The 19,346-nt window shown below is 70.6% G+C and carries 18 protein-coding genes and 1 tRNA gene; 5 read left to right on the top strand and 14 right to left on the bottom strand.

Annotated elements, in window-relative coordinates; all coding sequences use genetic code 11:
* Positions 1 to 25: 25 nt before the first annotated feature.
* Genes lnt through HSO01S_RS01625 form a run of 10 tightly spaced genes read right to left on the bottom strand, consistent with a single transcriptional unit; the run spans position 26 to position 10,457 of the window.
* Positions 26 to 1,651, bottom strand: coding sequence for an apolipoprotein N-acyltransferase (gene lnt, locus HSO01S_RS01670; RefSeq protein WP_245635846.1), 1,626 nt, complete (start codon positions 1,649 to 1,651; stop codon positions 26 to 28).
* Positions 1,648 to 4,170 carry a DEAD/DEAH box helicase gene (locus tag HSO01S_RS01665; RefSeq protein WP_066038830.1) on the bottom strand — a complete coding sequence of 841 codons (2,523 nt, stop codon included), beginning with the start codon at positions 4,168 to 4,170 and terminating at the stop codon, positions 1,648 to 1,650. The genes lnt and HSO01S_RS01665 overlap by 4 nt, the downstream gene beginning before the upstream one ends.
* Positions 4,170 to 4,922 carry a twin-arginine translocase subunit TatC gene (gene tatC / locus HSO01S_RS01660; RefSeq protein ID WP_066039115.1) on the bottom strand — a complete coding sequence of 251 codons (753 nt, stop codon included), beginning with the start codon at positions 4,920 to 4,922 and terminating at the stop codon, positions 4,170 to 4,172. Before tatC ends, HSO01S_RS01665 begins: the two co-directional genes overlap by 1 nt.
* Positions 4,923 to 4,972: 50 nt before the next feature.
* Entirely contained in the window at positions 4,973 to 5,311 is a 339-nt protein-coding gene (tatA, locus tag HSO01S_RS18100) for a Sec-independent protein translocase subunit TatA (RefSeq protein WP_084361201.1), read from the bottom strand.
* A gap of 4 nt (positions 5,312 to 5,315) precedes the next feature.
* Positions 5,316 to 5,654 (bottom strand): hypothetical protein, encoded by a 339-nt coding sequence (locus HSO01S_RS01650; protein ID WP_066038829.1) that lies wholly within the window; start codon positions 5,652 to 5,654, stop codon positions 5,316 to 5,318.
* A gap of 9 nt (positions 5,655 to 5,663) precedes the next feature.
* Positions 5,664 to 6,653: a helix-turn-helix transcriptional regulator gene (locus HSO01S_RS01645; RefSeq protein WP_066038828.1), complete on the bottom strand. Its 990-nt coding sequence runs from the start codon at positions 6,651 to 6,653 to the stop codon at positions 5,664 to 5,666.
* Positions 6,653 to 7,672 carry a helix-turn-helix transcriptional regulator gene (locus tag HSO01S_RS01640; RefSeq protein ID WP_066038827.1) on the bottom strand — a complete coding sequence of 340 codons (1,020 nt, stop codon included), beginning with the start codon at positions 7,670 to 7,672 and terminating at the stop codon, positions 6,653 to 6,655. The genes HSO01S_RS01645 and HSO01S_RS01640 overlap by 1 nt, the downstream gene beginning before the upstream one ends.
* A 36-nt stretch (positions 7,673 to 7,708) precedes the next feature.
* A complete protein-coding gene (locus HSO01S_RS01635; protein WP_157078842.1) occupies positions 7,709 to 8,623 on the bottom strand; it encodes a hypothetical protein in 915 nt (304 codons plus the stop codon).
* A 47-nt stretch (positions 8,624 to 8,670) separates the two neighbouring features.
* Positions 8,671 to 9,759 (bottom strand): tRNA (adenine-N1)-methyltransferase, encoded by a 1,089-nt coding sequence (locus HSO01S_RS01630; RefSeq protein ID WP_084361200.1) that lies wholly within the window; start codon positions 9,757 to 9,759, stop codon positions 8,671 to 8,673.
* Complete coding sequence (locus HSO01S_RS01625) at positions 9,756 to 10,457, bottom strand: HAD family hydrolase (RefSeq protein ID WP_066038825.1); 702 nt, start codon at positions 10,455 to 10,457, stop codon at positions 9,756 to 9,758. Before HSO01S_RS01625 ends, HSO01S_RS01630 begins: the two co-directional genes overlap by 4 nt.
* 90 nt (positions 10,458 to 10,547) lie before the next feature.
* Here HSO01S_RS01625 and HSO01S_RS01620 point away from each other — a divergent pair, with 90 nt between their 5' ends.
* A complete protein-coding gene (locus HSO01S_RS01620) occupies positions 10,548 to 11,558 on the top strand; it encodes a PAC2 family protein (protein ID WP_066038824.1) in 1,011 nt (336 codons plus the stop codon).
* A gap of 89 nt (positions 11,559 to 11,647) precedes the next feature.
* Here HSO01S_RS01620 and mshC read toward each other — a convergent pair whose 3' ends face one another.
* From mshC to HSO01S_RS01605, 3 genes are read right to left on the bottom strand one after another with little or no spacing between them, the layout of a single operon-like run.
* Positions 11,648 to 12,979 carry a cysteine--1-D-myo-inosityl 2-amino-2-deoxy-alpha-D-glucopyranoside ligase gene (gene mshC / locus HSO01S_RS01615; protein ID WP_066038823.1) on the bottom strand — a complete coding sequence of 444 codons (1,332 nt, stop codon included), beginning with the start codon at positions 12,977 to 12,979 and terminating at the stop codon, positions 11,648 to 11,650.
* Positions 12,980 to 12,988: 9 nt separating this feature from the next.
* Positions 12,989 to 13,816, bottom strand: coding sequence for an undecaprenyl-diphosphate phosphatase (locus HSO01S_RS01610; RefSeq protein ID WP_066038822.1), 828 nt, complete (start codon positions 13,814 to 13,816; stop codon positions 12,989 to 12,991).
* Between the two features lie 48 nt (positions 13,817 to 13,864).
* Positions 13,865 to 15,178: a M20/M25/M40 family metallo-hydrolase gene (locus HSO01S_RS01605; RefSeq protein ID WP_066038821.1), complete on the bottom strand. Its 1,314-nt coding sequence runs from the start codon at positions 15,176 to 15,178 to the stop codon at positions 13,865 to 13,867.
* 104 nt (positions 15,179 to 15,282) lie between these two features.
* Between HSO01S_RS01605 and HSO01S_RS01600 the strand changes: the two genes are divergently transcribed.
* The 4 genes from HSO01S_RS01600 to HSO01S_RS01585 all read left to right on the top strand — a co-directional run bounded on the left by HSO01S_RS01600 (position 15,283) and on the right by HSO01S_RS01585 (position 17,375).
* A tRNA-Leu gene (locus HSO01S_RS01600) sits at positions 15,283 to 15,367 on the top strand.
* 145 nt (positions 15,368 to 15,512) lie between these two features.
* The gene (locus tag HSO01S_RS01595; protein ID WP_066038820.1) at positions 15,513 to 16,022 is read left to right on the top strand and encodes a DUF1269 domain-containing protein; all 510 of its coding nucleotides are present in this window, start codon (positions 15,513 to 15,515) and stop codon (positions 16,020 to 16,022) included.
* Positions 16,023 to 16,054: 32 nt separating this feature from the next.
* Entirely contained in the window at positions 16,055 to 16,657 is a 603-nt protein-coding gene (locus HSO01S_RS01590; protein ID WP_066038819.1) for a molybdopterin-dependent oxidoreductase, read from the top strand.
* Position 16,658: 1 nt separating this feature from the next.
* Positions 16,659 to 17,375, top strand: coding sequence for an FAD-binding oxidoreductase (locus HSO01S_RS01585; RefSeq protein WP_245635845.1), 717 nt, complete (start codon positions 16,659 to 16,661; stop codon positions 17,373 to 17,375).
* A 72-nt stretch (positions 17,376 to 17,447) separates the two neighbouring features.
* On the opposite strand, the gene HSO01S_RS01580 is transcribed toward HSO01S_RS01585, so the two are convergent.
* Positions 17,448 to 19,271, bottom strand: a complete 1,824-nt coding sequence (locus tag HSO01S_RS01580; RefSeq protein ID WP_066038817.1) for a DEAD/DEAH box helicase — start codon at positions 19,269 to 19,271, stop codon at positions 17,448 to 17,450.
* Positions 19,272 to 19,346: the final 75 nt, after the last annotated feature.

Genomic DNA, 19,346 nt, shown 5'->3' with positions numbered 1-19,346 from the left:
ATCCCGATCCGAACGCCGCACGACCCTAGGGTCGGCGCGGCGTTCTCGTCGTTAAGGCGACCGCGAGGGCGCCGAGGCCGAGACCGGCGAACAGCCACTCGAGCTGGAAGCCGAGGAGCGACGCCGGCGTCGGTGCGGTCGCGAGCGGCACGTCCGCGACCATGGTGCCGGCCTCGTAGGGCGGGATGCCGGCGAGCCGGCTGCCGTCCGGGGCGATGATCTCGCTGGTGCCCACGGTAGAGATGTTGACCACGCTCTTGCCGAACTCCACGGCCCGCAGTCGCGCGATGGCGAGCTGCTGCACGTTCTCGTCGGTGCGGCCGAAGTCGGCGTTGTTGGTCTGTGCCAGCACGACCTGAGCACCCTCCGCCGCCATCGCTCGCATCACGGCGTCGTCGGTGATGTCGAAGCAGATCGACACTCCGGCGGTGAGCCCGTTCACGTCGTAGGTGAGGTCGGTGGTGCCGAACTCGTAATCGCGGGTGACCAGGTCGACGAGATCCGGGGCGAGGGAGTGGAAGAAGTCGCGGTTCGGCATCCACTCGGCGAAGGGCACGGGGTGCCGCTTGTCGTAGTAGTCGGCGATCGCGCCGTTCTCCCAGAGCAGCGAGGTGTTGTAGACCTTGTCGCCGCGCTGCTGGATGGTGCCGACGACCAGGGGAACGCCGCCGAGCTCCTGGCTCACGGCGTCGAGGGTCCGGGCGGCGATCGGGTACTCGGCCGGGTCGAGGTCCGAGGCGTTCTCCGGCCAGACGACCAGGTCGAGCTTCTGCCCCTCGAGGGCGGCCGAGGCGGCGACGTGGTCGCTCAGGATCTCGCCGGGCGCGTGCGGGGAGAACAGCCCCGCATCCGCGTTGCCCTGCACCCCGGCGATCCGGGAGGTGCCCGCGGTGACGGCCGGCCAGGCGGGCACGGCGAGCGACGCGGCGATCGCGGTGGCCCCGATGAGCAGGCGGGTCGAGGTGCGGATGCCGGTCTCGCGCACGAGCTGGATGAGGAAGGCGACCAGCCAGACCAGCACGAAGCTGAGTCCCGCCATCCCGAACCAGGCGACGAGGCCCGTGTAGGGCGACTCGGACTGCGACATCGCGACGCGCCCCCAGGAGAACCCGCCGTACGGGAAGATCGAGTTGACGCCCTCGCGGAGGATCCAGAGCCCGGCGACGGCGATCGGCACGATCAGCAACCGGCTCCGCGCGCTCGGCCAGACCCGGTCGGCCCGCCGGTAGAGCAGGGCGATCAGGATGGCGCCGAGCCCGAAGTACACGGCCTCGAAGCCCGCCAGTCCGAGCCACGGCACCGGGCCGAGGTAGAGCGTGAGCCAGGAGATGTGCACGCCCCAGAAGGTGGCGCCGGCGACGGCGCCAATCAGGAAGGCGCTCCCCCAGCGCCGGCCGATCAGGGCCGTGAGCACGATGGCGACGCCGACGAGGGTCATCGGCCACCAGCCCTTGTCGGGGAAGCCGGCGTCGAGGGCGATGCCCGCGCCGATTGCGCCGACGAGGGCGAGCCAGAGCGGCATGACGGGCCTGGTGAACCCGTCCGCCGTCGTGACGGGGCCGGTGAACCCCTGCGCCCCGACCGGCCGGGTGTACCGCTGCGCCGTCGTGACGGGCCTGGTGGCCCCCTGTGTCGTGGTGGTCGCGCTCATGCGACCGAGGAGTACGCGACGATGCCGCGGCGCACCGCGTCGATGGCCGAGCGGGCCGTGGCGGCGAGCCGGGCATCCGAGGTGCCCTGCAGCTGGTCGAGCAGGTCGATGGTCTGCTTCGACCAGCGCACGAAGTCGCCGGCGGCGAGATCGGCGAGGGTGAGCACCTCGTCGAGCGAGCCGCCGCGGGCCCAGCGGTGCATCGCCGTCGAGAGGCCGAGCGACACCGGGTTGCTGCCGGGCAGCTTGTGGTCGCGCTCGATCTCGTCGATGGTCGCCCAGAGCTCCTGGGTCTTCTCCAGCGCCGGCCGGAAGGCGCCGCGGGGCAGGAAGCGCTCGGGCATCTCGCTCTCGTCGCGGCGGGGCTCGTAGATCAGGGCGCAGGCGATCGCAGCGAGCGAGGCGGGGTCGAGCTCGCGCCAGACCTGCCGGCGGATGCACTCGGCGACCAGGAGGTCGCGTTCGCCGTAGATCCGCTTCAGGGTGTGGCCGTGCGAGGTCAGCACGGTCTCGCCCTCGTCGTCGGTCGCCAGGTAGCCGAGCCCGAGCAGCACGTCGGTCACGCGGTCGAAGACCTTCGCGATCACGTTCGTGCGGGTCTGGATCTGCTGGGTCAGCTTGTCGGTCTCGCGCTTCAGCGTGAACCAGCGCTCGGCCCACCGGGCGTGCGCCTCGCGGTCCTTGCAGCCGTGCACCGGATGCGAGCGCAGCTGGCCGCGGAGCGTCGCGATCCGCCGCTGCCGCTTGTCGCGGTCGCCGCGCGAGAGCGTGTCGGCCTTGCCCGCGCCGGAGCGCTCGAGGTCGGTCAACTCGCGACGGATGCGCGCGTACTCGCGGAAGTCGCCGAGGTGGCAGGTCATCGCCTTGTCGAAGCCCTCGAGGGACTCCTCCTGCTGGCGCACCTTGCGGGCCAGGTCGACGACGGCGCGGTCGGCCTGGAACTGCGCGAATGAGGACTCGAGGATCTCGCGGGTGCGCGGCCGGCCGAACTGGTCGATCAGGTTGACCGCCATGTTGTAGGTCGGCCGGAAGCTCGAGTTGAGCGGGTAGGTGCGCCGCGAGGCGAGCGAGGCGACCTCCTGGGGGTCGAGCCCCTCGCGCCACTGGATGACGGCGTGCCCCTCGACGTCGATGCCGCGACGTCCGGCGCGGCCGGTGAGCTGCGTGTACTCCCCCGCCGTGATCGGTACGCGGGCCTCGCCGTTGAACTTCTCGAGCTTCTCCAGCACGACGGTGCGGGCGGGCATGTTGATGCCGAGCGCGAGCGTCTCGGTGGCGAAGACGACCTTGACGAGTTTCTTCTGGTAGAGCTCCTCGACCACTTCCTTGAAGGCGGGCAGCAGCCCCGCGTGGTGGGCCGCGACTCCGCGGAGGAGCCCCTCGGTCCACTCCCAGTACCCGAGCACGGCGAGATCCTCGTCGAGCAGGGTGCGGCAGCGCTCGTCGACGATCTGGCGGATCTCCTCGCGCTCCTCCTCGGTCGTCAGCCGCACTCCGCCGCGGAGCACCTGCTTGACGGCCTGGTCGCAGCCGACCCGGCTGAAGACGAAGAAGATCGCCGGCAGCAGCCGGTGCTCGTCGAGCAGCGCGATCACGTCGGGACGGTCCATCCGCTCGAAGCCGCCGCCACCATGGGGGCGGGGTCCGCCTCCGCGGCTGCCGTTGCGGCCGTTCCGGCCACGACTGCTGCCCCCGCCACCGCCTCCCCCGCCACCGCTGCGGTAGCCGCCGCGTCCGCGGTTGTGGGCGCCGAGCGAGGCTCCGCCGCGCACGAGTTGCGCGAGTTCCGGGTTGACCCGGTTCGTGGCCGCGCGGCCGGTCGAATCGAACAGGTCGATCAGCTTGGTCTTGACCAGTGCGTGCTGATCCAGGGGCACGGGACGCTCCTCGGAGACGATCACCTCGGTGTCGCCGCGCACGGCCTGCAGCCAGTCGCCGAACTCCTCGGCGTTCGACACGGTCGCCGAGAGCGAGACGAGCTTGACGTGCTGTGGGAGGTGGATGATCACCTCCTCCCAGACCGCTCCGCGGAAGCGGTCGGCGAGGTAGTGCACCTCGTCCATGACGACGAAGCGCAAGTTCTTCAGCAGTGCCGAGTCGGCGTAGAGCATGTTGCGGAGCACCTCGGTGGTCATGACCACGATGCGCGCATCCGCGTTGATGTTGGTGTCGCCGGTGAGCAGCCCCACCTCGTCGGGGCCGTACTCGGCCACGAACTCATTGAACTTCTGGTTCGACAGGGCCTTCATCGGCGCCGTGTAGAAGACCTTGTCGCGCACCGACTGCATGGCCAGGTGCACGGCGAACTCGGCGACGACGGTCTTCCCGGCGCCGGTCGGGGCGGCGACGAGCACGCTCCGGCCGTCTTCGAGCGCTCCGGCGGCCTCGATCTGGAAGGGGTCGAGATCGAATCCGATTCCGGCCCGGAAGACCTCGACCTGGGGATGCCCGGCGCGCTTCCGGCTGGCCGCGTACCGTTCGGCGGGGCTCAGCACCTCGGTGTCCTTTCCGGTGGCCATCAGACGGCCAGTTCGACGTCGAACCGCTCGGCGGCGCGGCGCGCCCGGCGGTCGTGCAGCCAGGCGATCCCGGCGGCGGTGAAGTACAGCAGCACCATCGGGATGGCGAGGAGGAACATCGACATCACGTCGGCCGCCGGGGTCGCGATCGCCGTGAAGAGGGTGATCGCGAGGATGGCGATCCGCCACGACTTGAGGATGGCGGCGGCGCTCAGCACCCCGGCGAAGTTGAGCAGCACGAGGAAGACCGGGAGCACGAACGCGATCCCGATCGCCAGCACGAGCTTGAGCACGAAGTCGAAGTACGAGCGGGCGGTCAGGAGCGCCGTCGTGCCCTCGGGCGCGAACCCGGTCAGGAGCGTCACCATGTGCGGCAGCACGAACCAGCCGGCCGCACAGCCGGCGAGGAACAGGGGCACGGCCGCGGCGAGGAAGCCCACGGCGTACCGCTTCTCGGTCTTCTTGAGCCCGGGCATGACGAACGCCCAGAGTTGGTAGAGCCAGACCGGCGACGAGACGACGACGCCGACCGTGAAGGCGATCTGGATGCGCAGGTCGAACGCCGACGAGACGTCGGTGAAGTTGAGGCTCGCGTTGCGGCCCTGTTCGGCGGCGAGCTCGGAGATCGGCCGGATCAGGGCGGCGAGCACCCAGTCCGAGACGATGTAGCCCGCGATCATCCCTACGACGATGGCGAGGGCGGCGATGAACAGCCGCTTCCGCAACTCGATCAGATGGGCGCCGAGCGACATCCGACCGTCGCGCGTGCGCTGGGGCCGCGGCGACTTGACGGCCACCGGCCCTACGGCTTCGGGTTCTCGGGGGCGCTCTCCGGGGCGGGCGCGGGGGCGACCACCGGGGCGGGCGGTGCGACGGGCTGAGCGGCGGCGGGCGCCGCGGAAGCGGCCTCGGCCTGGGCGACAGGTGCCTGGGCAGCCGTCGTCTGGGCAGCGGCGGCGGGCGTGGCCTGCGCGGCCCGGTCGGCGGCGCTCTCCTCCTTCATGGCCTTGGTCTCGTTGCGGAAGATGCGCATCGACTGGCCGAGGCTCCGGGACAGCGCAGGGAGACGGGTCGCGCCGAACAGCAACAGGATGACGACCAGGAGGACCACCAGGTGCCACCCGTTCAAGTTGGCGAACATTCGTCTACTTCCTCAAAGTCGGAATCGTTTCGGGATTGATCAGCAGTTTACCCCGTGCCAATCTGGCTTCCCTGCGTGCCTGCTTCTTTTCGTCCCTGGCCTGCTCATAGCGCTCACGCTGGCGGGCGACGACGGGATAGCCGAGCTCGATCGCGTTGTCGACCGGATCCGGTGCCAGCTTCTCGACGTTGTCGGTGAGGGCGGCGACCTTCTGCCCCAGCTCGTCGAGTGCGCCGAGCGTGGCCGTGAACTTCTTGAACAGGCGGTAGCCGAGCCAGGCGAGCATGCCGAACAGCCCCAGCACCAGAACGGTCCAGATGATCAGCCACGCCCACCACGCCATCCGGACAGCCTATCCGGCGTAGCGGGCGAGGGCGTCCTCGGCCCAGCGCACGACCTCGGCGCGGGCCTCGGGCGGATCGACGATCGTGACGGCGCCCGGGCGCGCGGTGACGAGTCGCTTCAGCCCGTGGATGTGGGCGACGCGGATGCGGGCGCGCACCCGACCTGAGTCGCCGGCCACCGCATCCGGTTGCAGCTCGCTGTTCGAGACGAACTCGCCGAGCAGCGACACCGCCGTCGGGTCGAGCTCGATCGTGACGGTCAGGTCGTCGTCGCCGCCCTGGAAGAGGGTGTCGCCGAGCGGGACGTCGGCGTGGCTGGAGGAGACGGGCTCGTCGGACACCGCGATCCCCGTCATCCGGTCGAGGCGGAAGGTGCGGACGGCCTCGCGGGCATGGTCCCACGCGCGCAGGTACCAGTTCTCGTCGTCCGAGTCGATGCGGAGCGGATCCACCCGGCGGCGCTCCTGCGACCCCCGGGAGGAGAGGTAGTCGAACTCGACCTGCCGGCCCCGGGCGAGCGCGTCGCGCACCTCGGTGAGCGACTCCGTCGCATCCGACCGCGCGACCGCGACCTGGCTCGGGCTCTCGGAGGCGCCCCGGGCGAGCTTGTCCATCAGCGAGGAGTACACGCCCTGGTCGACGTTCTCGGGAAGGGACTGGAGGTACTGGAGCCCGGCGATCAGCGCGGCGGCCTCCCGCGCCGAGAACCGGGGCGAGTCGTCCAGGGCCACCTGGTGGGTGATGACGATCTCGTCACGCTCGTCGAAGTCGTCCCAGGAGATGTCGAACAGGTCGCCGTGCTGGTACTGCATGGTCTCGCCGGGGATGCCGGAGACCGCGATCAGCGAGACGGCGTCGCGGATCTGCTTCTCGGAGACCTGGAAGTGCCCGGCCGCCTCGGCGACGCTCACCCGTCCGACGTCGATGAGGTAGGGCACGAGGGCCAGCAGGAAGGTCAGCTTGTCCTGCGCGTAGGCGAAGGGCTGTGCGGCGGCCATCAGCTCGCCTCCGCGCCGGCGTGGGCGGCGACGGCCGCGCGCAGCCGGGCGATGACCGCGTCGACGAGCGCGTCAGGCCCGAGCACGCGCACCTCGGGCCCGAAGCCCGCGAGCTCGTCGGCCAAGAGCGCCAGGTCGGTGAAGTGCACGAGCACCCGGTCGTCACCCTCGACGCGAGCGCCACGGCGCCGGCTGAGCCGCACGGCCGCGTCGGTGCCCGGAACGACCTCGAGTTCGGCGACGTTCTGCTGCCAGATCTCCTCGAGCTCGGCGAGGGCGAGTTCGGCGTGGTTGCCGGGCGGCACCTCGAGCGGGGTGCGGCCGAGGCGCACCGGACCGACGATCCGGGCGAGCAGGAAGGTGCGCGGCTCCCCCACCCGCTGGTCGATCGCCTTGAGATGCCAACGGCCCTGGTGCTGCACGAGCGCGAGGGGCTCGACCGTGCGCAGACGGGCGGCCGGCTCGCCGGGCTTCAGATAGCTGAAGGATGCGGTCACGTGCTTGTCGAGAGCGTCGGACAGCGGGTCGAACGCGGCATCCCGGGTGCGGATGCGCGGGGCGTAGCCGAGCACCGGATCGCTCGTCTCGGCGCCGATCGAGCGCAGCTTGAGCAGGGCACGCCGTGACTCCCGCGACAGCGACCCCTCCCGCCAGGCCATCGCCGCGAGGTTCAGCAGCGTGGTCTCCTCGGCCGAGAAGGCGATGTCGGCGGGAAGCTCGTAGGCCCCGCGCGGGATGCGGTAGCGGAGTGCCTGGTTGTTGCCGACGTCGGCCGGATCCTCGATCGTCTCCAGCGGCACCCCGAGCTCGCGGATGTCGTCCTTGTCGCGCTCGAACTGCCGCTCGAGGCTCGCGTTGTCGCCCCGCACGGCATACCGCTGGCGGTAGCCCTGCACGGTCGAGAGGATCTCGTTCTTGGTCAGCCCCGCGTCGGTCGCCAGGAGCGCGAGCACCAGGCTGAACAGCCGCTCCTCCACCGGGACGGCGGGAGGGGACTGCTTCCGGGAGGGGGTTGGCACGCTGGAATCCTACGTCGGCCGGAGGGCCCGGCGGCCCTACGGCTGGGTGACGATGCCGAGGAGGTCGATGACGTACGCCGTCGCCGAGCCGCTCGAATCCGGGATCACGACCAGCACCTCGGAGCCGATGGTCTGGCCGATCAGGTACTCCGCGATCTGCGGGGGCTGCTTCGAGCCCTGCGTCTTCGTGGTGTCGTCCGACGCGAGCCAGAGCTGCGGCGTGCCGGTCTCCCAGGTGGAGTTCGCCGTGTCGACCTTCTTGGTCGTGTACGACACGTCCATCCGCTGCACCAGCAGGGCATCGCCCTCGGCGACGACCGGGCCGTCGCCCTTCTTCAGCAGCGTGGACTTCGCCTCGGTGGGCGCCTCGCCGTTGATCAGCACGCCGGGGCGGCCGTTCTCGTCGTGCACGACGCTCGGGAAACCGGATGCGGCGGGCTGGTCGGAGCCGTTCGCGGCCTGCGGGTAGGCGGTCACCACGTCGAAGACCATGACGACCGAGCCGGTCGCGTCGGGGTCGATCTGGGTGCCAATGTCGTTCGGGAGCACGACGGCGACGCGCTCGCCCGGGCCCGTGCAGGCCAGCGTGTTGCGGAGGCCCTCGGGCAGCGACTCGCTCAGCGCGACCAGGCCGGACTTGGCCTGCCCCACCTCGGTGCCGGTGTCGCCGTCGAAGATCGAGTAGACGACGTCGACCGTTCCGCCGGGGCCCGCAGCGGTTCCCTCGTCGTCGGTGACCAGCACGGTGGCCTCGGTCTTGTTCGCGACCAGGGGCGACGGGAAGGAGGCCGTGACGCTCTTCGCGCCGATGTCACCCGTGACGCTCACCGCGTTGCTCGAGTCGCCGGAGGCCGGCATGGCGGAGCAGTCGGGGCCCGCGGGCGACCCGCTGCACGCTGCGAGCGACAGCAGTAGACCTGCCGACAGAATGAGCGCGAGAGACTTGCGCACGGATCCTCATTTCCTGCGTTCGACGAGCCGGAGCCCGGTGAGCGGATTCAGTCTATTTCATCGGAGTCGGCAGAATTCCCGCGCGCTTCGCGGGCCTTCGCCGCATCCGCGGTCGCCGTCGCCGCGCGGACGCGCTTGCGCAGGCTCTTGGCGCTGATGCCCCGTTCGCCGAGGGCGCCCGGGGTCCAGGCCTCGACGTCCTCCTCGGAGTAGTCGCTCTTCGAGGCGCGGCGCTTGAGCTCGGGGAGCACGGCTCCCGGCGCGAGGCGGCGGGCCGTGACGAGGAAGCCGGTGTGGCCGATCATCCGGTGGTCCGGGCGCACCGCGAGGCCCTCGACGTGCCAGGTGCGCACCATCGTCTCGCTGGGGTCGGGGTTGGTGAACTGGCCGGAGTCGCGGAAGGCCTCGACCACGCGGGAGAGCTGGGTGACGGTGGCGACGTAGCAGAGCACGACTCCCCCGGGCTTCAGGGCGTCGGCGACGACGTCGACGCACTCCCACGGGGCGAGCATGTCGAGCACCACGCGGTCGACCGTGCCGTCCGGGTGCACCGAGGGCAGGGCCTCCTGGAGGTCGCCGACCGTGACGGTCCAGCCCTCCGGGTCGTAGCCGAAGTAGGCGGCGACGTTCGCGCGGGCGACGTCGGCGAACTCGTCGCGGCGCTCGAAGCTCGAGAGCCGGCCGGTCGGGCCGAGGGCCCGGAGCAGCCAAAGCGAGAGGGCGCCGGAGCCGACGCCCGCCTCGACGACCGTGGCGCCGGGGAAGACGTCGGCCTGGGCGAGGATCTGCGCCGCATCCTTCGGGTAGATGATCGCGGCACCGCGGGGCATCGACATCACGAAGTCGGTCAACAGCGGGCGGAGCGCCAGGTACTCGACGCCGACCGTGTTCTGCACGACCGAGCCGTCGGGCAGGCCGATCAGGGCGTCGTGCTCGATCGCGCCGCGGTGGGTGTGGAAGACCTTGCCGGCCTCGAGCGTGATGCTGTTGAGCTTGCCCTTGGGGCCGGTGAGCTGCACGCGGTCGCCCTCGCGGAACGGGCCGCTGAACTGCGGGGCGGGTGCCGGCTTCGCGGCCGGAGCCTCGGCGGGCGCTGTGGCGGGCGCGGTGGTCGGCGCCGTGTCCTGCTCGCTCATGCGCGGGCCTCCTCGTGGCGGGGATCGGAGACCGGGGCGCTCGCGCCGGCGAGCACCTCGGCGAGGTCGGCCGGGGTGCGGCCGTCCAGCGTCGGCCAGACGCGGTGGGCGCCGGAGTCGTCCAGCGACAGCAGGTGCTCGACGCCGATCACGGCGGCGCCCGAGGCGACGGCCGAGGTCACGCCGGTGACCGAGTCCTCGATCGCGACGGCACGGGTGATGTCGACGCCGAGCGCCGAGGCGGCGGTGAGGTAGGCCTCGGGATGCGGCTTGCTCTCGGTCACGTCGTCGGCCGACACGATCGCGGTGAAGGCCGCGAACGGGATGAAGGAGGCCACGTGGCGCGCCATCCGGCCGATCGACATGGTCACCAGAGCCATCGGGACGCCCTCGCGGTGCAGCGCCTCGAGCAGCTCGAGGGCACCGGGCCGCCACGGCACGTGCGCGGTGATCTTCTCCATCACCTTGGTCGACATGACCTCGATGATCTCGGGCACCGGCATGTCGACGCCGTACTCCTGCAGGATGCGGGCGCTGCGCTCGAGACCGGAGCCGATCAGCGTCATGGCGGCCTCGTGCGTCCAGGTGCCGCCGAAGGCGGAGACGAGTTCGGCCTCGGTCTCCATCCAGTACGGCTCGGTGTCGACGATGGTGCCGTCCATGTCCCAGAGGACTGCGGCGGGCGAGGAGTGGGTCACGGGCCACAAGTCTACGGGGCGAACGCCTATCCTTGATTGAGGCACCCGCACCGTGCGGACGTCTCAGGAACGAGTGAGGTACCCACCACGGTGACAGACAACGGAATCCTCCGCGGACGGCTCCTGCTGGTCGCCTTCGAGGGCTGGAACGACGCCGGCGAGGCCGCGACCGGCGCTTTGAGGGTGCTCAGGGACCAGCTCGACGTCGTCGCGATCGCCGACGTCGACACCGAGGAGTACTTCGACTTCCAGTTCAACCGGCCGAACGTGACCGTCGACGACGACGGCAAGCGCGTGCTGGTCTGGCCGGGGGCTACGATCTTCGGGCCGGACGACACGACGGACGACCTGTCCGCCGGAACGACCGGCGAAGCGACCTCCGCTGACGAGGATGCTGCCGTCGTTTCCGGGGAGACGGGCACGGACTCTGCCACGGACACGGACTCGACCGCGGCCGCCGAGGCCGCGGAGCCCGCCGGTGGCGCCGACCGCTCGCAGGTGTACCTCCTGATCGGGTCAGAGCCCTCGCGCAACTGGCGGAAGTTCACGGCCGAGATCCTCGCCACCGCCCTGGCCGAGGACGTGACCGGCATCCTGCTGCTCGGCGCGATGCTGGCCGACGTGCCCCACACCCGCCCGATCTCGGTCTTCGCCACGAGCGAGAACCCGATCGTGCGGAGCGAGCTCGACATCGAGCGCTCGACCTACGAGGGCCCGGTGGGCATCCTCAGTGCGATCGCCGAGGCGGCGGAGAACGAGGGCATCCCCACGATCTCGATCTGGGCCTCGGTGCCCCACTACGTGCACAACGCCCCTTCGCCCAAGGCCACCCTGGCACTGATCGACAAGCTCGAGGAGTTCATCGACATCGAGGTCGACCGCGGCGAGCTCGTCGACGAGTCGACGGCCTGGGAGTCGGGAATCGACGCGCTGGCGGGCGACGACGAGGACATGGCCGCGTACATCCAGCAGCTCGAGCAGGCGCGCGACACGGTCGACTCCCCCGAGGCGAGCGGCGAGGCCATCGCGCAGGAGTTCGAGCGCTACCTGCGTCGTCGCGGCGACGGGCGTGCGGGCGACGAGCCTTGGCGGCGCGAGTAGCTCGAAGGCGTGCACGAACGGGCTGCTGAGAGCGTTCAGGCGTGCACAGTGCACGCATGAGCAGCCTCAGCAGCCCGTTCGGACGTGACCTAGAGCCGGATGCCCAGCAGCGCGTCCAGCGCGTCGGCGGCGAGGGCGTGCGAGGCGGCGGAGTGCGGCTCGGCGAACCAGTCGTCGAAGGCGTCGAGCGCGCCCGGCGTGTCGAGGTCGTCGTGCAGACGGCTCCGCACCCCCTCGAGCAGCGTCAGCGCGTCGTCGACGTCGGCGCCTGGCACGTCGGCACCCGGAAGCTCGGCACCGAGCGCGTCGCCGGCACCTGAGACACCCGCAGCCGCATCCCGCTCCACGGCCGCGCGCCACCCGGCGAGCCGCTCGGCGGCGCGGGCCTCGTCGCCCCGGTGCCACTCCCAGTCGTCCCGGTAGGGATGCGCCAGGATGGCCAGCCGCACGGCGGCCGGCTCCACGCCCGCGGCGCGCAGCTGAGACACGAGCACGAGGTTGCCGAGCGACTTGCTCATCTTCTCGCCGTCGAAGGCCACCAGTCCGCCGTGCGCGTTCACGTCGGCGAAGCGCTCCCCGGTGAGCGCGGTCGCGTGGGCCGCGCTGAACTCGTGGTGCGGGAAGACCAGGTCTCCCCCGCCGCCCTGCACACCGATCCGGTCGCCCAGGGTCTCGCGCGCGATCACGGAGCACTCGATGTGCCAGCCCGGTCGGCCGCGGCCGACGACGGAGTCCCAGGCGGGCTCGCCGGCGCGCTCGGCGCGCCAGAGCAGCGGATCCAGCGGGTCGCGCTTGCCGGCGCGATCCGGGTCGCCGCCGCGCTGCGCGAACAGCTCGCTCATCACCGGGCGGTCCAGGCCGCTCTCCGAGCCGAGCACCCACGGGGTCGCGGCCTCGGCGGCGGCGATGTCGAAGTACCAGTCCTCGCCGGCCTCCTCGGCCGCGTCGGGCGTCGGCACGGTGTAGGCGATGCCCCGGCGCCGCAGCTCGTCGACGGCCGCCGCGATCTCGTCGATCGTCTCGGTCACACCGAGGTACGCGTCCGGCGGGGTCACCCGGAGGGCCGCCATGTCGGTGCGGAACAGCTCGATCTGCCCCGCAGCGAGCTCCCGCCAGTCGACGCCGGTGGCAGTGGCCCGTTCGAGCAGCGGGTCGTCGACGTCGGTCACGTTCTGCGTGTACGAGACCGTGAGTCCCGCATCCAGCCAGGTGCGCACCAGGGTGTCGAAGGCCAGGTAGGTGGCCGCGTGCCCGATGTGCGTGGCGTCGTAGGGGGTGATGCCGCAGACGTAGAGCGTCGCATCCGGCGTGTCACCGGAGGGCGTCGTGTCGAGGAACCGCCCGCTCGAGTCGTCGTGCAGCCGGGGCGCACGGCCTCGGCCGGGAAGCGGGGGGATGTCGGGTCGGGTCCAGGAGCGCACCGGACAAGCCTAATTCGCCGGGATGACTCCGGCCGCCAGCAGCACGATCAGCACCGCACCGAGCGCGATCCGGTAGATCACGAACGGCAGGAAGCTGCGGCGCGAGATGTAGCTCATGAAGAACGCGATCACCACGAGGCCGACGATGAAGGCGATCAGCGTCGCGATCGCGGTCTCCAGGGGGCCGTAGACGGTGGGCTCGCCGAAGCTCTTCGCGACCTGGAACAGCCCGCTGCCGAAGACGGCCGGGATGGCGAGGAGGAACGAGTACCGGGCCGCGGCGCGCCGCTCGTAGCCCATGAAGAGCCCGGCCGTGATGGTGCCGCCCGAGCGCGAGACGCCGGGGATCAGGGCGAGGGCCTGGGCGAGACCGAAGACGATGCCGTGCCCGACCGTGAGGTCTTTGAGCCGGCGGTTCTTGGCGCCCACGCGGTCGGCGATCCCGAGGAGGATGCCGAAGCCGATCAGGGTGAAGGCGACGATCCAGAGCGAGCGGAGCGTCGTCTCGATCGCATCCTGGAACACGTAGCCGAGGATCACGATCGGGATCGAGCCGACGATGATCAGCCAGCCCATCCGGGCGTCGGGGTCGTTCCGCGGCACCCGGCCGGTGAGCGAGCGGGCCCAGCGCGAGATGATCCGCACGATGTCGCGCCAGAAGAAGACCACGACCGCCGTCTCGGTGCCGAGCTGCGTGATCGCCGTGAATGCGGCGCCCGGGTCGGAGGCACCGGGCAGGAACTCGCCCAGGATGCGCAGGTGGGCGCTGGAGGAGATCGGCAGGAACTCGGTGAGGCCCTGGACGAAGCCCAGGATGACGGCGTTGAGGAAGTCCATGAATCCCTTTGGAATGGTCGGAGCGGAGAGCTCGGGAGCCGGCGGGAATCAGTACCGCAGCAGCAGGTCGGTCAGAACGTCTGTGCCAAACCCTAGCGCGGAAAGCGGCACGCGCTCGTCGACGCCGTGGAACATCGCCGGGAAGTCCAGAGCCGGCGGCAGCTGCAGGGGCGCGAAGCCGAAACCGCGGATGCCGAGCAGGCTCAGCGCCTTGTTGTCGGTGCCCCCCGAGAGCAGGTACGGCAGCACCTCGGCGCCCGGATCGTGCCGCTGGAGGCTGTCGATCATCTGCTCGACCAGGGCGCCGTCGAAGGTCGTCTCGAGCCCGATGTCCTGGTGCGAGACGACGATCTCGATGTCGTCGCCGACCAGCTCGCGGATCTCGGCCATCACGGCCTCCTCGTGCCCGGGCAGCACCCGCACGTCGAGCATGGCCTCCGCGCGATCCGGGATGACGTTGTGCTTGTACCCGGCGGTGAGCCCGGTCGGGTTCGTGGTGGTGCGGAGGGTCGCCGAGATGAATCGCGAGGCCGTGCCGGTCGCGATCGCGATCTCGTCCGGGCTGAGGGTCTGCGCGTCCTTGCCGAGGAGCTCGGCCACCCGGTCGAGCAGCTGCGTGGTCGTCGCCGTCAGGTGCACGGGCCACTCCCGGCTGCCCACCGCCGCGACCGCGCGGGCCAGGCGGGTGACGGCGTTGTCGCGGTTGATCTGCGAGCCGTGGCCGGCCGTGCCTCGGGCGACGAGCTTGAGCCAGAGCAGCGCCTTCTCCCCCGTCTGCACGAGGTATGCGCGATTGCCGTCGAGGTCGATCGAGTAGCCGCCGACCTCGCTGATCGCCTCGGTGGCGCCGGCGAAGAGTTCGGGATGCTCGGTGACCAGCGGATGCGAGCCGAAGACCCCGCCGTTCTCCTCGTCGGCGAAGAACGCGATCACGAGGTCGCGCTCGGGCTGGCGGCCGGAGCCGAGGATGCGGTCCAGGCTCGACACGATCATCGCGTCCATGTTCTTCATGTCCACGGCGCCGCGGCCCCAGAGCATGCCGTCCTTCACCACCCCGCCGAAGGGGTCGACGGACCAGTCTTCGGCGATCGCGGGGACGACGTCGGTGTGGCCGTGCACGACGAGGGCGGGCTTGGACGAGTCGCGGCCCGGCACACGGGTGACGATGCTCGTGCGCCGGGGTGCGGTGTCGAAGCTCTGCACCGTGAGGCCGAGGCGCTCGAGGTGGGCGGCGAGGTACTCGGCCGCCTCCGTCTCGCCGTTGGACCGGCCCTCCCCGAAGTTGGAGGTGTCGAACCGGATGAGGTCGCGCGCGATCCGTGTGGTGAGGTCGAGTCCGTCGTCGTCCGCGGGGGAAGTCATGCCTGACACGCTACCCGCAGGCACCGTCCGGGGGTGGAATTGCGGCCTCGCCATCCGTGCTATTGTCTTCTCTGGCGCTGGAGAGATCCGGTCGCCGACACCCAGTCCGGGTGGCGGAAATGGCAGACGCGCTAGCTTGAGGTGCTAGTGCCCGTATAGGGCGTGGGGGTTCAAGTCCCCCCTCGGACACTGTGAGCATGAGGATCGTGACACCGATCGCCGTGTGAACGCAGAACTGGTTGAGACAGTACGAAGGCCCGGTCGATGAGACCGGGTCTTCTGTCGTTAACCCGCTTCCCCTACGCTCGTGCAAAAGGGAAAGGAACCCACACTCATGGCAGATCTGATCGTGATCGCGTTCGACAACGAGACCGACGCCGAGGGCGCGTACGAGAAGGTGCAGGAGCTCCAGGGCGACCTCATCGTCGAGCTCGCCGGCCTCGCGCTCGTCAAGGTCGACGCCGAGGGCAAGACGCACGTGGAGCACCCCGGCGCAGCCGGCAACGTCGGCCTCGGTGCCGTGAGCGGCGCCCTCTTCGGCACGCTCATCGGCATCCTGTTCTTCGTGCCGTTCTTCGGCCTCGTCTTCGGCGGCCTGATCGGCGCCCTGTTCGCGGGCATCGACAAGACGGGCCTGAACAGCGAGTTCCGCTCGCAGGTGAAGGAGTCGGTCGGCGCAGGCAAGTCCGCCGTCGTCATCTACACGGTCAAGCTGACCGAGGACAAGTTCGCCGCGGCCATCGCCCCCTTCAACGGGAAGGTCATCAAGACCTCGCTCAGCGAAGCCGACGAGAAGGCGCTCATTCACGATCTGTCGGAGCAGCCCACGCCCGCCTCGGCGTAAGCTGACCCCACCGCAGCGGGAGGAGAGCACCAATGGGAATCGTCACACCAGGATTCTTCGGCAAGCATCGCGAGGCCGATCCGAAACTGCCCCCGGGGCAGTACGAGACGAAAGACTTCCCGGTGCTCTCCGCCGGGCCCACCCCGAACATCCACCAGGGCGAGTGGCAGTTCTCGATCACCAACGAGTCCGGCGACGTCAAGCGCTGGAACTGGGACGAGTTCATGAAGCTGCCGATCGAGACGGTCGACACCGACATCCACTGCGTCACGCGGTGGTCGAAGTTCGGCACCACCTGGCGCGGCGTGTCGCTCGACACGCTGTTCGCCGAGGTCGACACGGAGTACGGCTTCACGATGGCCCACTCCTACGGCGGGTACACCACGAACGTGCCGCTGGAAGACCTGCTGCACGGCAAGGCCTGGGTCGCGTTCGAGTTCGGCGGCGAGCCCCTCGACCCCGAGCACGGCGGCCCCGCGCGGCTGCTCGTGCCGCACCTCTACTTCTGGAAGAGCGCGAAGTGGGTCACGGGCCTCACGATGCACGAGACCGACGAGCTGGGCTTCTGGGAGGTCAACGGGTACAACGCCTACGGCGACCCGTGGAAAGAGCAGCGCTACTACTACGATTCCTAGGGTGGACTGGGTAGTAGCCGATGTGGTCGGCATTCATGAAGAGACGCCGACCGCTCGCACCCTGATGCTGAAGGTGCCGGGCTGGAAGGGCGCCCTCGCCGGTCAGCACATCGACATCCGCCTCACCGCGCCCGACGGCTACCAGGCAGCCCGGTCGTACTCGCTGTCGTCGGCGGCCGAGGCCGAACTAGCGGCCGTGAGCGTCGAGCTGATGCCGGACGGGGAGGTCTCCCCCTACCTCGTCCGCGGCGTGTCGGTCGGCGACCAGCTCGAGGTGATCGGCCCGCTCGGCGGCTGGTTCGTCTGGCGGCCCACGCAGCTCGAGCCCATCCGGCTGATCGGAGGCGGGTCCGGTATCGCTCCCCTGGTGTCGATCCTCCGCACCCACATCCAGAGCGGCAACTCCGCCCCCGTGCACCTGCTCTACTCGGTGCGGACGCCGGACTACGTCTACTTCCACGACGAGCTGATGGAGCTGACGGCCAAGGCCGGGGCGGACGTCACGATCCAGTACACCCGGCAGGCGCCGGCGGGCTGGACCGGCACGGTCGGCCGACTGGATGCGGCCCGGGTCACCACCTGGGCGGCGACGACGGAGCCGACCTCTTCGACCTACATCTGCGGCCCGACCCAGTTCGTCGAGCTGGCCTCGGACGCGCTGGTGGCCGCGGGCGCCGACCCGGCGACGGTGCGCACGGAGCGCTTCGGCGGCAAGTAGGGGCTGCGCCCCGCGCCTGGATCGCCCCGCGCCGCGCTCAACAACTGGCGCGCGCCGGCGCCTCGGGCCCTTCTAGTGCGTGCTCGCGCCCATCCACCGGCGCACTGTCACGATCCTCGCCTGGAGCTGCGTGACGCTCGCCTGGGCGACCGCGGGGCCTCCGCAGATGCGCCGCAGCTCGGCGTGGATCAGGCCGTGCGGCTCGTTCGAGGTCTTCGACCAGATGCCCACGAGGGAGTTCAGCAGGGTGCGCTGCTCCTTGAGTGTGCGGTAGAGCGGCGCGGGCACGCCCCCCTGATCGGGCGTGTCGGTCTTCGGCATCCCGGTCTTGGCCTGGTGCTTCTGCTGCCGGGCCTGCCGGTGCTGCAGCAGGTCTTTCACCTGTTCGGGCTCGAGCAGCCCCGGCAGGCCCAGGAAGTCGAGCTCCTCCTCGCTGCCCACGACCGCCTGGAAGCCGAACTCGCCGCCGTCGTAGACCACCCGGTCGAAGGTCGCCTCCGAGCCGATCGCCTGGAAGGTCAACTCCTCCATCAGGCTCTCGGAGGCGCGCTCCTCGCGGTTCGCCGCGGCGACCATCGCGTCCTCGGGGTTGTAGAAGTCGCCTTCGGGGTTCGAACCGTCGTCGCGCTTGTCGAGGGCGTGGTCGCGCTCGAGCTCGAGCTTCTCGGCCAGCGCCATCAGCGAGGGCACGTTCGGCAGGAAGATGGATGCGGTCTCGCCGCGCCGCCGGGCCCGCACGAACCGCCCGATCGCCTGCGCGAAGAACAGAGGCGTCGAGGCGCTAGTGGCGTAGACGCCGACCGCGAGTCGCGGCACGTCGACGCCCTCGGAGACCATCCGGACCGCCACCATCCAGCGCGAGTCGCCCTGCGAGAAGCGCTCGATCCTGTCGGAGGCCTCCTTCTCGTCCGAGAGCACGACCGTCACCGACTGGCCCGTGATCGACTCGAGGATGGCGGCGTAGGCGCGCGCCACGGTCTGGTCGGTCGCGATCACCAGGCCGCCCGCATCCGGGATCGACTGGCGCACCTCGGTCAGGCGCTTGTCGGCCGCGCCGAGCACCTGCGGGATCCAGTCGCCCGCCGGGTCGAGCGCCGTGCGCCAGGCCTGCGAGGTGATGTCCTTCGTGTTGCCCTCGCCGAGCCGGGCCTCCATCTCGTCGCCGACCTTGGTGCGCCAGCGCATGTGCCCGGCGTAGACCATGAACAGCACGGGCCGCACCACGCCGTCTTTCAGCGCGCGGCCGTAGCCGTAGCTGTAGTCGCTCCGCGAGATGCGGATGCCGTGCTCGTCCGGCAGGTAGTCGACGAACGGGATGGGTGAGGTGTCGGAGCGGAACGGGGTGCCGGTCAGGGAGAGCCGGCGGGTGGCGGGCTCGAAGGCCTCGCGGACCGCGTCGCCCCAGCTCAGCGCGTCGCCGCCGTGGTGCACCTCGTCGAGGATGACGAGGGTGTCGGCGCCCTCGGTGAGCTCGCGGTGCAGGGAGGCCCGCGCCGCGACCTGCGCGTAGGTGAGCGCCACGCCGTGGAAGTGCCGGCCGAAGCGCGACTCGCTGTTGCGGAACCCGGGGTTCAGGCGCACGCCCGCGCGGTCGGCCGCATCCGCCCACTGCCGCTTGAGGTGCTCGGTGGGCGCGACCACGATCACGCGGTTGACGGTGCCGCGGTGCAGCAGCTCGGAGGCGAGGCGGAGCGCGAAGGTCGTCTTGCCTGCGCCGGGGGTCGCGGCGGCCAGGAAGTCGCGGGGCTCCGTGGCGAAGTAGGCGTTCAGCGCCTCCTCCTGCCAGGCCCGCAGGCGGCCCGCGGTGCCCCACGGGGCACGGGCGGGGAACGACGGTGAGAGGTGCCCTGCTGCGCTCGTTCCGGGTGCCGGTTCGAAGAGGGGCTGATCTGTCACGATGATCCAAGATACCCCCTGCCCCCGACAGCCCGTCGCCGGTGCCGGGGTTACCCTGGATGGACCGCGAGGCTG

It is taken from the genome of Herbiconiux solani NBRC 106740, from assembly GCF_001571005.1.
Lineage (GTDB): Bacteria > Actinomycetota > Actinomycetes > Actinomycetales > Microbacteriaceae > Herbiconiux > Herbiconiux solani.
This window is presented reverse-complemented; position numbering and strand designations above follow the sequence as displayed.

What these genes read in the sequence shown, in the direction of transcription:
- lnt (WP_245635846.1), bottom strand. Translation starts at nt 1,651, where the DNA reads ATGAGCGCGACCACCACGACACAGGGGGCCACCAGGCCCGTCACGACG.
- HSO01S_RS01595 (WP_066038820.1), top strand. Translation starts at nt 15,513, where the DNA reads ATGGCAGATCTGATCGTGATCGCGTTCGACAACGAGACCGACGCCGAG.
- HSO01S_RS01605 (WP_066038821.1), bottom strand. Translation starts at nt 15,178, where the DNA reads ATGACTTCCCCCGCGGACGACGACGGACTCGACCTCACCACACGGATC.
- HSO01S_RS01590 (WP_066038819.1), top strand. Translation starts at nt 16,055, where the DNA reads ATGGGAATCGTCACACCAGGATTCTTCGGCAAGCATCGCGAGGCCGAT.
- HSO01S_RS01645 (WP_066038828.1), bottom strand. Translation starts at nt 6,653, where the DNA reads ATGGCCGCCGCACAGCCCTTCGCCTACGCGCAGGACAAGCTGACCTTC.
- HSO01S_RS01650 (WP_066038829.1), bottom strand. Translation starts at nt 5,654, where the DNA reads ATGGCGTGGTGGGCGTGGCTGATCATCTGGACCGTTCTGGTGCTGGGG.
- HSO01S_RS01610 (WP_066038822.1), bottom strand. Translation starts at nt 13,816, where the DNA reads ATGGACTTCCTCAACGCCGTCATCCTGGGCTTCGTCCAGGGCCTCACC.
- HSO01S_RS01630 (WP_084361200.1), bottom strand. Translation starts at nt 9,759, where the DNA reads ATGAGCGAGCAGGACACGGCGCCGACCACCGCGCCCGCCACAGCGCCC.
- tatA (WP_084361201.1), bottom strand. Translation starts at nt 5,311, where the DNA reads ATGTTCGCCAACTTGAACGGGTGGCACCTGGTGGTCCTCCTGGTCGTC.
- tatC (WP_066039115.1), bottom strand. Translation starts at nt 4,922, where the DNA reads ATGTCGCTCGGCGCCCATCTGATCGAGTTGCGGAAGCGGCTGTTCATC.
- HSO01S_RS01665 (WP_066038830.1), bottom strand. Translation starts at nt 4,170, where the DNA reads ATGGCCACCGGAAAGGACACCGAGGTGCTGAGCCCCGCCGAACGGTAC.